The 11,725-nt window shown below is 35.5% G+C and carries 19 protein-coding genes and 2 tRNA genes; 16 read left to right on the forward strand and 5 right to left on the reverse strand.

Annotated features, from left to right (window positions below):
- Positions 1 to 132: 132 nt before the first annotated feature.
- The 4 genes from QPL79_RS03985 to QPL79_RS04000 form a co-directional block, all read right to left on the reverse strand.
- On the reverse strand, positions 133 to 726 hold the full coding sequence (locus QPL79_RS03985) for a hypothetical protein (protein ID WP_285273499.1): 594 nt from the start codon (positions 724 to 726) through the stop codon (positions 133 to 135).
- A complete protein-coding gene (locus tag QPL79_RS03990; RefSeq protein WP_285273500.1) occupies positions 727 to 1,986 on the reverse strand; it encodes an ATP-binding cassette domain-containing protein in 1,260 nt (419 codons plus the stop codon).
- Entirely contained in the window at positions 1,970 to 2,644 is a 675-nt protein-coding gene (locus tag QPL79_RS03995; protein WP_285273501.1) for a biotin transporter BioY, read from the reverse strand. The genes QPL79_RS03990 and QPL79_RS03995 overlap by 17 nt, the downstream gene beginning before the upstream one ends.
- 193 nt (positions 2,645 to 2,837) lie before the next feature.
- Positions 2,838 to 2,941 (reverse strand) — tRNA-Glu (locus QPL79_RS04000).
- A 75-nt stretch (positions 2,942 to 3,016) separates the two neighbouring features.
- Here QPL79_RS04000 and QPL79_RS04005 point away from each other — a divergent pair.
- The 15 genes from QPL79_RS04005 to QPL79_RS04075 all read left to right on the forward strand — a co-directional run bounded on the left by QPL79_RS04005 (position 3,017) and on the right by QPL79_RS04075 (position 10,366).
- The gene (locus tag QPL79_RS04005) at positions 3,017 to 3,355 is read left to right on the forward strand and encodes a ribonuclease P protein component 4 (protein ID WP_285273502.1); all 339 of its coding nucleotides are present in this window, start codon (positions 3,017 to 3,019) and stop codon (positions 3,353 to 3,355) included.
- Entirely contained in the window at positions 3,345 to 3,641 is a 297-nt protein-coding gene (locus QPL79_RS04010) for a YhbY family RNA-binding protein (RefSeq protein ID WP_285273503.1), read from the forward strand. Before QPL79_RS04005 ends, QPL79_RS04010 begins: the two co-directional genes overlap by 11 nt.
- Before the next feature lie 18 nt (positions 3,642 to 3,659).
- On the forward strand, positions 3,660 to 4,145 hold the full coding sequence (locus tag QPL79_RS04015; RefSeq protein ID WP_285273504.1) for a 30S ribosomal protein S19e: 486 nt from the start codon (positions 3,660 to 3,662) through the stop codon (positions 4,143 to 4,145).
- A gap of 74 nt (positions 4,146 to 4,219) precedes the next feature.
- A complete protein-coding gene (locus tag QPL79_RS04020) occupies positions 4,220 to 4,561 on the forward strand; it encodes a DNA-binding protein (protein WP_350309079.1) in 342 nt (113 codons plus the stop codon).
- A 12-nt stretch (positions 4,562 to 4,573) separates the two neighbouring features.
- The gene (locus QPL79_RS04025; RefSeq protein WP_285273506.1) at positions 4,574 to 4,732 is read left to right on the forward strand and encodes a 50S ribosomal protein L39e; all 159 of its coding nucleotides are present in this window, start codon (positions 4,574 to 4,576) and stop codon (positions 4,730 to 4,732) included.
- 1 nt (position 4,733) lies between these two features.
- Positions 4,734 to 5,006 carry a 50S ribosomal protein L31e gene (locus QPL79_RS04030; protein ID WP_285273507.1) on the forward strand — a complete coding sequence of 91 codons (273 nt, stop codon included), beginning with the start codon at positions 4,734 to 4,736 and terminating at the stop codon, positions 5,004 to 5,006.
- 4 nt (positions 5,007 to 5,010) lie between these two features.
- Positions 5,011 to 5,691 (forward strand): translation initiation factor IF-6, encoded by a 681-nt coding sequence (locus tag QPL79_RS04035; RefSeq protein ID WP_285273508.1) that lies wholly within the window; start codon positions 5,011 to 5,013, stop codon positions 5,689 to 5,691.
- Complete coding sequence (gene rpl18a / locus QPL79_RS04040) at positions 5,688 to 5,951, forward strand: 50S ribosomal protein L18Ae (RefSeq protein ID WP_285273509.1); 264 nt, start codon at positions 5,688 to 5,690, stop codon at positions 5,949 to 5,951. Before QPL79_RS04035 ends, rpl18a begins: the two co-directional genes overlap by 4 nt.
- Positions 5,948 to 6,409 carry a prefoldin subunit alpha gene (gene pfdA, locus QPL79_RS04045; RefSeq protein ID WP_285273510.1) on the forward strand — a complete coding sequence of 154 codons (462 nt, stop codon included), beginning with the start codon at positions 5,948 to 5,950 and terminating at the stop codon, positions 6,407 to 6,409. The genes rpl18a and pfdA overlap by 4 nt, the downstream gene beginning before the upstream one ends.
- A gap of 15 nt (positions 6,410 to 6,424) precedes the next feature.
- Complete coding sequence (ftsY, locus tag QPL79_RS04050) at positions 6,425 to 7,342, forward strand: signal recognition particle-docking protein FtsY (protein WP_285273511.1); 918 nt, start codon at positions 6,425 to 6,427, stop codon at positions 7,340 to 7,342.
- A gap of 35 nt (positions 7,343 to 7,377) precedes the next feature.
- Positions 7,378 to 7,575 (forward strand): SecE/sec61-gamma family protein translocase subunit, encoded by a 198-nt coding sequence (locus QPL79_RS04055; protein ID WP_285273512.1) that lies wholly within the window; start codon positions 7,378 to 7,380, stop codon positions 7,573 to 7,575.
- Between the two features lie 12 nt (positions 7,576 to 7,587).
- Complete coding sequence (locus QPL79_RS04060) at positions 7,588 to 8,097, forward strand: transcription elongation factor Spt5 (RefSeq protein ID WP_285273513.1); 510 nt, start codon at positions 7,588 to 7,590, stop codon at positions 8,095 to 8,097.
- Between the two features lie 5 nt (positions 8,098 to 8,102).
- On the forward strand, positions 8,103 to 8,612 hold the full coding sequence (locus QPL79_RS04065; protein WP_285273514.1) for a 50S ribosomal protein L11: 510 nt from the start codon (positions 8,103 to 8,105) through the stop codon (positions 8,610 to 8,612).
- Positions 8,613 to 8,617: 5 nt separating this feature from the next.
- Positions 8,618 to 9,274, forward strand: a complete 657-nt coding sequence (locus tag QPL79_RS04070; protein ID WP_285273515.1) for a 50S ribosomal protein L1 — start codon at positions 8,618 to 8,620, stop codon at positions 9,272 to 9,274.
- 15 nt (positions 9,275 to 9,289) lie between these two features.
- A complete protein-coding gene (locus tag QPL79_RS04075) occupies positions 9,290 to 10,366 on the forward strand; it encodes a 50S ribosomal protein L10 (RefSeq protein WP_285273516.1) in 1,077 nt (358 codons plus the stop codon).
- 35 nt (positions 10,367 to 10,401) lie between these two features.
- Here QPL79_RS04075 and hxlB read toward each other — a convergent pair whose 3' ends face one another.
- Positions 10,402 to 10,998, reverse strand: a complete 597-nt coding sequence (gene hxlB / locus QPL79_RS04080; RefSeq protein WP_350309080.1) for a 6-phospho-3-hexuloisomerase — start codon at positions 10,996 to 10,998, stop codon at positions 10,402 to 10,404.
- Between the two features lie 405 nt (positions 10,999 to 11,403).
- On the opposite strand from hxlB, the gene QPL79_RS04085 reads away from it, so the two are divergent.
- Positions 11,404 to 11,477, forward strand: a tRNA-Thr gene (locus QPL79_RS04085).
- The last annotated feature ends 248 nt before the right edge of the window (positions 11,478 to 11,725 follow it).

The following is an 11,725-nucleotide window of genomic DNA, read 5'->3' on the forward strand; positions in this document are numbered from 1 at the left end:
TCACCAAACACAATATTAACTTCTGGATCTAATAACTTAATTACAATGATTGAAAACTAAAATCGTTTTAATCAATTATTTAAGAGCATCAATTGTAATTTACTTTCCATACTAAAAAGGTTGAACGAATATCTATTTCCTTCTTAAGATTTTTGATCTTGTTATAAAGGCTTCTACGCTTTGCATTAATGAGTATGTTGATAGAAATAAAAATGCTTTTATTGACAATATTAATAATGCGATTCTATCGATGTAGTTGTTACAACACATATTAATTTCATATAACCTACTCATGATGGTCCATACTTTTGGCAAATTCTTCATCATTTTTATTGATAAAGCAAGGGATATTCCCAGATTAGGGGATAGTTTACGAAATACTTCTATAAGCTTCGAAATGTTGATGCAGTTAATCATAGATAGCGACAATATTGCTACGGAACTAAACTTAAGAATATTTATAAAAATAAGATCTATGTTGATAAAACCTAAAACAATAATTTGGCTTGCAACCATCAAAGCTGAGTATAGTAGCATCATTAACATAACGACTTTGAATATAGCTTTAAAAATTCTTAAGCTTATAGCAACAGAAATCAAGAGTATAAACATGAATAACACCATTAGCAAAGCTCTATTGTTCAGAAATATTATTGTAAGTGATGCTACCACAACTATAATTAGCGTTGATATTGGTTCCAGTAAAACTCTACATGTTTTTACCATTTATTGACCCTTCATAAGCTTGCCTTTCTCAAGAATATAGACAGTATTGAAAAGCTTTGCAAAGCTAAGATCATGTGTAGCTACAATAACTGTTTTTTCATTTTCTAGAAATTTGTTAAAAATATTTACAAGAATCTTTCTAGATTTACAATCAAGACCAAGGGTAGGCTCATCAACAATTATAATACTGGAATTTGAAATATGTGCTAGTGCCATGGAGAGAAGTCTTGCCTTGCCTACGCTAAGACTATAAACATTCTTTTTTGACTCTCTGTCAAGATTAAAAACACTTAAAACATTTTCAATATTACCATCAAATTTACATTTACGAGCAAATAACTTTGCAACATCCTCTACACTTGCACTTGGAAACCAGTAAACAGGGTTTTGGGGAACCATAAATAATTTTGTCCTTTTGCTGATATTAACAAATCCCTTAGAAGGCTTTGCAATACCTGCTAAAATATTTAGCAGTGTTGTTTTTCCACAGCCATTCCTACCTGTAATGGCTATTGCCTCTCCAAAACCTATTGACATAGTTATTCCTTTAAGTATGTGTTCATAATCATAGGTTATATGTACATCTCTAAGCTCTATAGCAGTACTTGTTACATTATTTCTAGCTCCTAGTAGTTTTGGCAGATTCGGGCATTCGGTTGTAGAAGCATCGAGTTTCACAATACTACTACAAAAATTTTTAATTAAATCTATTCTATGCTCAGCAACTATAATGACAAGCTTATTACTTTCAGCAAAGCTCTTTAAATATTCAAATACTTTTTCCACACTCCACCAATCTATGTGAGACAAAGGTTCATCAATAGCTATAACCTTGGCTCCTCCAACTAAAGCTGTATTCAAAAGAAATCTATATAGTTGCCCATCAGAAAGCCTGTCAATGTCCTTATCCAAGTTGATATCACTACAGTAACTCTCAATTCCAATAGCTGCCAGCTCCTCTCTAGGAGTAGAACCAATGAAAAAACTATAGACATCTTGTGGAACATAAGCAACAAGACCTCTATGCAAAGCTTCGGAGGGGCTTAACCCAAATATGCTTATCTCACCATCAATCTTAAAATCCTTGTATAGCTCAGGTATGAGGCCTGTAACCACCCTCAAAAAAGTTGTTTTTCCAGCACCTGTAGAACCTGTAACACAGATGATTTCACTTTCACTAATCTCAATAGATAAATCCTTGATAATTTCATGGTTGTTGACACTAACACTTAAATTATGAACCTTAACAATTTTGCTCAATAACAACACCTCTTTGCTTTAAATAAGAAGAAATAGCTTTTGCAGTAGATATTGCAATTACATGATCCATTAAAACATCCTGTGGAATGAAAATAGCTACAGAAACTAGAAATATAGCCAGTATCCTGTCATTGCTTGAAAAACCAATGACATTTGAAACTTTTATTACCCATGAAAACAAATTTTTATTTGATAAAGCATAGTAAGCAAAGACTATAAAACCTAAGATGTAAATAGGCAAAGCAGCTACAACTGAAAGAAGAAGTAAAGCTATGAAATCCTTTACACCAACATCATAAAGCTTTATTTTTCTCAAGTTAAGATAGGCTCTTGTGAAAATGCTCATTAAAAAAGAGGCTATTGGAAATCCAGCTATGTAACCACCGGTATAGCCAAGCAAAACATGGAGACCTCCCTTAAAACCAGAAGCCATGGGCAAACCCAAAGCTATCAAGACTATGTAGAGAAGCTGAGAAAAAAGGGCATGCTTTGGTGGAAGAAGCAAACCACCTAATATAATTCCCACATTTTGCATGGTATAGGGTATGGGGCCTAGAAAAAAGCTAGCTTGAGCTAGTATACCAGTTAAAACAGCTATTAATGTTGAAAATGCGAGGAGTAGAACTTGTGTAGCTATGGATTTGCTACATATAGTCATGCAAATCCCATCAACAATTCTAAATTGGGGTTATATATAGCTTTTAAGATGCGAAATTACATTGTAAAAATTGAATTAAGTCTGCATAGAAATATTAAGAAAAAGGAATACTTTATCACTTGCTGCACAAGATCTTTAATTATCAAATGACATTAACTCTGGAAGATATGTATTCTAATAAAAATATAGTTAATGCCGCGGCCGGGATTTGAACCCGGGTTTCCCGCGCCTTTTTCAATTCTGCGGCGTCACGGGCTCGAGAGGCCCGCATACTTGACCGGGCTATACTACCGCGGCACTGTTGTTACGATTGTGTTTTGTTGCCTTAAAAGCTTATTTTCCTATCTAATCTTTCTTTGGCATGGCATGAAAATGAAGAGACGTGAGAGCATTAGTATTAGAGATATTGCTTTAGAGAGAATGGATATTTTATTTAGGTTAGGTGTTGAAGCTGTTAAGAATGGTTACATAGACTTGGCTAAGAGGTATGGAGAGTTGATAAGAAGAATTTCTATGAGGAATAGAATTAAAATTCCGAGAGAAATGCGAAGGTGGATTTGCAAAAACTGCTACACTATTATGGTGCCAGGATTCAATGCAAGAGTCAGAACACGTAGAGATGGAAAAGTTTTAAGAGTTGTAACAAGATGTCTTTATTGTGGTTGGATACATAGGTATCAATTTGTGAGGAGAGGAAGTAATGAAAGTTAAAGGAAGTTTTAAGGAGCTTAAAAAGCTTAAGATAGCTCAGCATAGAGCTGATGTGAATATAGGAAAACTTGGTTTGCATGAAGGTGTTGTCGAGGAAATAAAGAGACGCTTAAAAGATCATGGAATTGTGAAGATAAGAATATTGAAAAGTGCTCGAAACATTGTAAGCGGAGATGATGTAAAGAAGCTTGCCGAACTTCTTAATGCTTTTCTTGCAGATGAAAGAGGATATACATATGTGCTTATAAGCAGAAAGCGTGAAAAGAAAGCAAGAAAAGGTATTTAGTTGTTGGTTTGATAAGCCATGGTCACTGTTAGAGATGTTCCAGCAGATATGCTGATAAAGAGACTAGCCGAGTATCTAAAAAGCAATGTTCCTATGGTTAAACCTCCACAATGGGCTTTATTCTCAAAAACAGGTTCTCACAGAGAAAGAGTTCCTGATAATGCAGACTGGTGGTATGTAAGAGCTGCTGCAATTCTTAGAAAGCTTTACCTAGCTGAAGAACCTCTGGGAATAGAAACCTTCAGAACAATTTTTGGTGGTTTAAAAAGAAGAGGGTCGGCACCACCTCACTTTAGGAAATGTGGAGGATCTAATATAAGAAAGATTTTACAGCAACTAGAAAAAGCTGGACTTGTAAAAAAGACGGAAAGAGGAAGGGTAATATCAGATGAGGGGAGAAAACTATTAGACAGAATGGCTTTGGAAATATTCAAGGATTTATTAAGAACATCGCCAGAACTTTCAAAATACGCCCCCAAATCACTTATTGCAGCAACAAGTTAATTAGCCACTAGCAACAAGATTATTATATTTGACTTATGGCTAATGGGTGATGCAAATTGTTTGAAGATGCTCAGATTTATAGTGATAGTGATGAGGTAGAGGCGTTACTTGAAAAAAGATATAGGGAGATTCTTGCTAGAAGACGCGAAGAGGAGAGGAGAAAAAGAGAGTTAGAGGAAGAAGTAAGAAGACAGGAAATACTAAGAACTATTCTGACTCCAGAAGCTAGGGAAAGACTTTCAAATATTAGGCTTGTTAGACCAGAAATTGCTAGAGCTGTTGAGGATAGGTTAATAGCTCTTGCATTACAGGGTAGAATATCACAGCCTATAACAGATGAGGAGTTAAAGAGTATACTAGCAGAGATCTATGAAAGAACAAGAAAAGATTTTAGGATTAGTATACGTGAAAAATGAGAGATGTCGAAAATGGCTAGAAATAAGCCATTGGCTAAAAAGCTTAGGCTCATAAATAGAGAAAAATCTAATCAACCAATACCTGTGTGGGTAGCTATAAAAACAATTAGAAAAGTTATGAGAGGCTATAGACTAAGGAATTGGAGAAGATCCAAGTTGGGTGATGTTTAAAATGCCTAAGGACAAGAATGAGGGTATATATCTAATACCACTTAGACATGTTTATAGAGCTGGAAGTAGAAGAGATAGGGGTAAGAGAGTAATAAGCTATATAAGAAAGTTTTTGGAAAGGCATTTAGGTGGAAAGGTTATTCTAGATCCAGCAATAAGCATGTTTATCTATAGCAGAAAGATAGAGAAACCACCAAGAAAAATACTGGTGAGGTTTTTAAAGATAGATAATGGTATTTACAAAGCAATGCTTGCTGTTGAGGTGAAGAGGTAACAGAATGGTTATTATTGAGAGAACAAATTATAAGGGAAATCCAAATATAGGCGTATTTGTTTTTGCAACAGACAAATTTGTTTTAATACCATCTGATTCTGACGAAAAATTTTCAAAGCTTGTTTCAAAAACTCTTCAAGTTCCTGTAATAAGAGTGTCTATTGCTGATACAAGTTTATTGGGAATATTCATTGCTGGTAACAATAGAGGTGTTTTGGTTCCTCACATTGTTAAAGATTGGGAATTCAGAATTTTGAAGAATAGTATTGATGTAAATGTTGAGGTTGTGAAGACAAGGTTTACAGCACTTGGAAATGTTTGTTTAGTTAATGACAAAGCTGCATTAATTCATCCGGAGGCATATGAAGAATTGAAAAAAGTTGTCGTTGATGTTCTAGCTGTTGAAACAGTTGAGAAAGGTATTATTGCTGGTTTTCCAACAGTTGGTTCAATAGCATTTGTTAATAATATTGCAGGTCTTGTTCATCCTGATGCTAATGAAAATGAGCTTGAGTATTTATCAAATACTTTCCAGGTTCCATTTGACATAGGAACGGTTAATTTTGGAGTTGGATTTATAAAGTCTGGTCTTGTTGGTAATACAAAAGGAATTTTAGTCGGAGATAGAACTACAGGTCCTGAGATTTTGAGAATAAGTAAGGTGTTTAGGGTGGTAACCTCATGACCAATGTGAAGATATATAGAGTAGAGGGTGTAATGCTAATATCTGCTGACAAGCTGCCAACGTGGCAGAGGTTCTCAGTTGAGGTAAGAGCATTAAATGAGAAACACGCATTAGAATACATATATTCAGTGCTTGGAAGTAGGCATAAGGTGAAGAGAGCAAATATAAAGATACTTAAAATTGAGGAAATACCTTTGGAGAAAGCTGAAAGCAAGTATGTAAGAGACTTGTCCACACTAACTAGAATGGTGATTAAATGAGTGTAGACAGGACCAGAGCTGAGGAAGTTATTCAACAACTACTTATACAGCTTGAGGAGCTTAGAGAAGCCATTAGAGTTGTTCAAACAAGATCTTTAGCATTATCATCTGAATTACAAGAGATTAGAATTGCTTATGACACACTTGGGGAAATTCAGAAGCTTTCTCAGCAAGATGTGTTTGCTTCATTGGATAGAAATGGCTATGTATTTGTTAAAGCAAAGCTTTTGTCAGTTGATGAAGCTATTGTTAGACTTGGCAAGGAATACTATATATCTTTGCCAATTGATAAAGCTAAGAATGTTCTTATGGAATATGAGAAAGAATTGACAGAAGAGCTTAGAGAAACTGAAACTGAATTAAGAAAATTAACTGAGTTATATAATCAAATTCAGAAGAAAATTCAAGAATATGTAGCTATGCTGCAAAAAAGTAGTATAAGTGAGAAACGAAGCTAATTTAAGGTTTTTTCATTGTTTTCAAAGATAAAGAAAGTTCTTCAAGATTTTGCACAACAAATTTCAGAAGCTATTCTATATAGAACTCTAAGTGAAAAGGAAATTGATGAGTACTGTAATAATCTTTTCATACAGCTTATAGAATCTGATGTTGCATATGATGTAGCAGAAAAAATTGTAAATGAAATCAAGCAGCAGTTAATGGGTAAAAAGATTAGGCGAGGAGATGATGCGAAAAATTACATAGATACAGCTGTGGAAAAATCGCTTGAGGAAATGTTAAAAGGTGTAGGCACCTTTAAACTAATGAATTTTGTGAAGAGTGTATTGGCCAAGGAGAAACCAGTTAAAATTATGTTCATGGGTGTCAATGGAGTTGGAAAGACAACTACAATAGCTAAGATAGCACACATTCTGAAAACAAATGGGTTTAAAGTTGTGGTAGCTGCAGCAGATACATTTAGAGCTGGTGCTCAGGAGCAGCTAAAAAAGCATGCTGAAAGAATTGGTGTAACATTTATTGGTGGTAGATACGGCTCAGATCCAGCAGCTATAGCATTTGATGCCATTGTTTATGCTCAGAAAAATAATTTTGATGTTGTTTTAATTGATACTGCTGGTAGAATGCATGTTGACATAGATTTAATGAATGAGCTTAGAAAAGTGGCAAGGGTTGTTAAACCTCATTTAAAGCTTCTTGTTTTAGATGCTTTAACTGGCAATGATGCATTAGAACAACTAAAGGGTTTTGAGGAAGCTGTTGGTGTAGATGTTGTTGTATTGACAAAAGTTGATGCTGATGCAAATGGTGGTGCAGCATTAACAACAATCATTGGTGTTGGCAAACCAATTGCATACCTAGGTGTTGGTCAGGGATACAATGATTTAATTGAGTATGATCCTGCTATTGTGCTTAAAATGCTTTTTAGGTAAGCTTGTATAGACAGCAGGTTTGTGAGGGTTAAAAGGTGTCAAAAACATTAAGAGAAGCATTTAAAGACATGGGCAAAGTGCTTGAACTGGCAGAGAAACCTGATGCAAATGAATTTAAGCAGATTTTAAAGTTGACACTACTTGGATTTACACTTACAGGCTTAATATCATTTGGTATAGCAACTGGGCTTTATTATCTAATGACTGCACTTGGCATAGCTTCAATTTCTTAAATGGTGTTGAAAATGTTAGAAAAAGAAAGACAAGACAAAGATATTCAAAAACAAGAAAGTGATGTAAGTATCACAAGACAAAGTACCTTCTTTGCTGTTAGAACTACAGCTGGTCAAGAACTTAACGTATTGCTAATGCTTGAAGTAAGAGCTAAAACATTAGATTTGCCTATATACTCAATTGTTTCCTTGCCAAATCTAAAAGGTTATGTGGTTATGGAGACTCCAGGTCTTCATGTTGTTTATGAAGCTATAAGAGGATTGAAACATGTAAAAGGAAGAGCTTCAGGTACTCTTAAATGGGAGGATTTGGAATCATTGCTAAAACCAAAGCCTCTTATCGATATGCTGAAGGAAGGTGAAGAGGTAGAAATTATAGCAGGTCCATTTAGAGGAATGAAAGCAAGAGTTGTTAGTGTTGATAAAGTTAAAAACGAGGTTTCATTAAATGTTTTAGAAGCTAGCTACCCCTTAACAATAACTGTTCCTGTAGACTATATTAGGCTAGCCAAAAGAGAGTGAGTGATATGGCAAGAATAAAGGTGGTAAAGGCCCAAATAGAAGGAGGTAAAGCAACAAATGCACCTCCTCTGGGTCCTGCAATAGCTGATGCTGGGCTTAACATAAGTGAGGTTATTAATGAAATAAATAAGATGACTGAGGCTTACAAAGGTCAAACAGTAACGGTTAAACTTGTTATTGATTTAGACACGAAAAAATATGATGTGTTTCTGGAATTGCCAACAACAACAAGCTTATTGCTTAGCATGGCTAAGGTATCTGAACCATCTGGAGATCCTGCACACAAAAAAATTGGTAACATAAGCTTGGAAGATGTGATTAAAGTAGCTTTACTTAAAAAAACAGAGCTGAATGCTAAAAGCCTTAAATCTGCTGTGAAAATAATTCTTGGATCAGCTAGGTCAATAGGCCTTACAGTAGAGGGGAAGGATCCGAAGGAGGTTAGCGTAGAACTAGATAAAGGTCTATATGATGAGATTTTGAAAAAGTATGAAGGTGAGTGGTCTAAGAGGTGATGTAGATGAGCTCCTCATTAAATGAGTTAAGAGAGCCTTTGAAAAATGCAATTCAGCTAGCTTTGCAGGTTAAAAGACCTTGGAAATATGTTCAGTCTATTGAGTTAATATTAACCTTTAGAGGTGTGGATGTGAAGAAGCAGCAGGAGTTTAGATTCAGAGATACAGTGTTTCTTCCTAAAGGTGTTGGCAAAGATATTAAGGTATGTGTTGTTACAGATGATGCTATGGTTCAGAAAGCAATTGAGGCAGGAGCTTTTATGGGTATAGGAAAAAGTGATTTGGCGAAAATTGATAAGAAAAATGCTAAGAAGATTGCTAATAGATGTGACTGGATATTAGTTAAATCTGATTTGATGGGAGTTGCAGGCAGGGTTCTGGGCCCAGCTCTAGGACCTAGAGGAAAAGCGCCTATACCATTTCCACCAACAGCAGATATACCACAATTAATTACTCGCTATAAAAATGCTATCAGACTACACTCTAAAGAACAGCCATGGGTTGGATGTAAAATTGGTGTAGAGAAAATGTCTATAGATGAACTAGTTGAAAATGCAATACATGTTTTAAGCTATGTAGAAGAAAAAATTAAAAGACCTTTGTTAACAGTTGCAAAGATATATGTTAAAACCACGAGCAGCCCGGCTATAGAGGTTGTGTAGAGGTGGTTAAGAGCCATGAAGGCAAAGTTTGTAAGAGAGTTAAATAAAATAGTTAAGATGCATTCTAAACAAGTTGCTGAAGAACAGCGTGCTAGAAAAGCTATTGAGGAAAAGAGAAAAGTTGTTGAGGAGGCGAAGAAGCTTTTATTAGAATACAGAACACTTATTTTAATAGATTCATCAAATCTCCCATCAAGATATTTGACATTTCTTAGGAAAAAACTGGAAGGTGTTGGTGTAGTAAAGCTTTTCAAGAATAACTTGCTCTACATTGCGATGAAGGAGCTTGGCATGGCTAATGTGGATGAGTTTGCAAAGTTTTTGCAACAACAAAACATAGCAGTATTTATTAATGCTAATCCATTTGAGGCAAAGCTATTACTAGACAAGATTGTAATGCCCTGGAAAGCAACACCTGGAGAAAAGATAGAGCATGAAATTGTCGTTCCATCAATGAAAACAGATGTTAAACCAGGTCCCATGATGAGTCTTTTCAGCAAACTTAAAATACCAATACAAGTAAGAGATGGCGTTATTTGGATAGCTAAAGAATCTGTTGTGGCTAGACCAGGCGATACTGTTACACCTGAACTTTCATCATTATTTGAAAAGCTAGGCATTGAACCAAAGTTTGTAAGAGCATCTATAAAAGCTGCTTATGAGAGGGGTGTTGTCATATCTGGGGATAAGCTTGTTCTAGACATTGATGCATATAGAAAAGACTTTGCAGAAGCGATATCAAATGCTATAAACATAGCATCAGAAATTGTTGTGCCAGACCCCATTGTTGTAAAAACATCACTATTTAAAGCATATTCAAGAGCGTTAAGACTTGCAGCAGAATCAGGTTTAATAACAAAAGAGACAGTGGCAATAGTATTCTCATCTGCCATTTCAAAGGCTTATGCCTTGGCGCAGCTACTAGCATCCAAATCACCGGAACTCGCACAACAACTACAAGTTAGTGTTGTACAGACACAAACCGAGGTTCAGCAGGCTCAGCAGCCTCAGAAGGTTGAGGAGAAGGAGGAGAAGAAGGAGGGTGTTTCTGAGGAGCAGTTGGCTGAAGGTTTGTCGGCTCTCTTTGGTTAAAAATAAGTACATGCAACAATTTTCTTATATTAATTTTATACCTCTATATTTGCATGGCGTCTTCTAAGCTCATTTTCATCCTTTCCAAGTCTATGCATAAGCTCTGCTATAATAGCATCTAGAAAAACCATTGTGCAATCCTCAAACAGTGTTCCAAGTGGTGCCAAGGGCTCGTGTAATCCAAGTACTTGTCTAGCGAAATAGTCTTCAATATCACTTATCTTTGTTCTTCCAGGAACCTCAACCACGATATCAGCTATTTTAGCTAGTGGAGAATCTATATAAGTTGTTATTGCAACAACTATGGCATTAACCCTTTTTGCAGCTTCTGCAGCTGTAACTATTAACGCTGTTCTTCCAGAGCCTGAAATGGCTATAACAACATCACCTTTTTCTACAGGTGAAACAATGGTATCGCCCAAAACATATACATCATAGCCTAAATGCTTAAGCCTCATAGCAAATGCTCTTCCAACAAGACCACTTCTACCAGCACCCATAACAAGTACTTTTCTATTACCTTTATAAGCTTCCTCTAAAACCTTAATGAAAGCCTCAACTTGGGTTCTCTTAAGAATAGACAGAGAACTCATAACAAAATTTGCAATTTGCAAAAAAGCTCTATAAAACATTGGAACACTTTCAGCTAATTCAGGATTGCTCAAAGTCTTCAACACCATATAAAACATTTAAGTAAATAACATAAAAAGTTTTTCTATACACAACCATTTGTCTCTTAATGTTTATTTCTAACCATCTTTGTTCATGGTCACTCTAAGGAACTTCTGCCTTGTCTATACATTACATGTTATCAACATGAGTTCATGGGCAGCTGCCGAAAGGAATGGTATGCGCACCTCATTTGAGATAATCATATAGACTTGAAGCAGTATTCTTATTGCCTAAGCAAGCTTTAGGAAATAGATGAGACCAGTGCTTATAAAACTTTGCATTTCACAATTAACTATAAAACAACCCAATTTACAGGAATTAACAGCAAAATTCAAAAACCCTTCACGGTATAGTGTACCAACAGAGCCGCCGTAGCTCAGCCTGGTAGAGCGCCGGCCTTGTAAGCCGGTGGTCGCGGGTTCAAATCCCGCCGGCGGCTTCAAACAATTGATCATCAGTTAATAAGAGTCTTGCTTCCTTTAATTAGCTTGCTCCATGATTTTAGAGCTTAATTTGAGAAAGTTAATCAGATTTTCAAAACTGTTGAGACTTTGCGTAAATTGCTGAAAGCAGAAATTAATTCACGGTTAACATAAATTAAAAAGCTCATAAACTTTTCTATTTCTAGAAGAAACGAGATTTTTAATTGTAGACATTATAGAGTTGTTGAAGAATACACTCAAATAC

The sequence above is a fragment of the Ignisphaera cupida genome, from assembly GCF_030186535.1.
GTDB classification, from domain to species: Archaea; Thermoproteota; Thermoprotei_A; order Sulfolobales; family Ignisphaeraceae; genus Ignisphaera; species Ignisphaera cupida.

Bases quoted from the DNA above. Each gene is read 5' to 3' on its own strand.
- QPL79_RS04065 (WP_285273514.1), top strand. From the start codon at position 8,103: ATGGCAAGAATAAAGGTGGTAAAGGCCCAAATAGAAGGAGGTAAAGCA.
- QPL79_RS03985 (WP_285273499.1), bottom strand. From the start codon at position 726: ATGGTAAAAACATGTAGAGTTTTACTGGAACCAATATCAACGCTAATT.
- QPL79_RS04005 (WP_285273502.1), top strand. From the start codon at position 3,017: ATGAAGAGACGTGAGAGCATTAGTATTAGAGATATTGCTTTAGAGAGA.
- QPL79_RS03995 (WP_285273501.1), bottom strand. From the start codon at position 2,644: ATGACTATATGTAGCAAATCCATAGCTACACAAGTTCTACTCCTCGCA.
- QPL79_RS04060 (WP_285273513.1), top strand. From the start codon at position 7,588: ATGTTAGAAAAAGAAAGACAAGACAAAGATATTCAAAAACAAGAAAGT.
- hxlB (WP_350309080.1), bottom strand. From the start codon at position 10,998: ATGTTTTATAGAGCTTTTTTGCAAATTGCAAATTTTGTTATGAGTTCT.
- QPL79_RS04075 (WP_285273516.1), top strand. From the start codon at position 9,290: ATGAAGGCAAAGTTTGTAAGAGAGTTAAATAAAATAGTTAAGATGCAT.
- QPL79_RS04015 (WP_285273504.1), top strand. From the start codon at position 3,660: ATGGTCACTGTTAGAGATGTTCCAGCAGATATGCTGATAAAGAGACTA.
- QPL79_RS04030 (WP_285273507.1), top strand. From the start codon at position 4,734: ATGCCTAAGGACAAGAATGAGGGTATATATCTAATACCACTTAGACAT.
- rpl18a (WP_285273509.1), top strand. From the start codon at position 5,688: ATGACCAATGTGAAGATATATAGAGTAGAGGGTGTAATGCTAATATCT.
- QPL79_RS04010 (WP_285273503.1), top strand. From the start codon at position 3,345: ATGAAAGTTAAAGGAAGTTTTAAGGAGCTTAAAAAGCTTAAGATAGCT.
- QPL79_RS04035 (WP_285273508.1), top strand. From the start codon at position 5,011: ATGGTTATTATTGAGAGAACAAATTATAAGGGAAATCCAAATATAGGC.
- QPL79_RS04070 (WP_285273515.1), top strand. From the start codon at position 8,618: ATGAGCTCCTCATTAAATGAGTTAAGAGAGCCTTTGAAAAATGCAATT.
- QPL79_RS04025 (WP_285273506.1), top strand. From the start codon at position 4,574: ATGGCTAGAAATAAGCCATTGGCTAAAAAGCTTAGGCTCATAAATAGA.
- pfdA (WP_285273510.1), top strand. From the start codon at position 5,948: ATGAGTGTAGACAGGACCAGAGCTGAGGAAGTTATTCAACAACTACTT.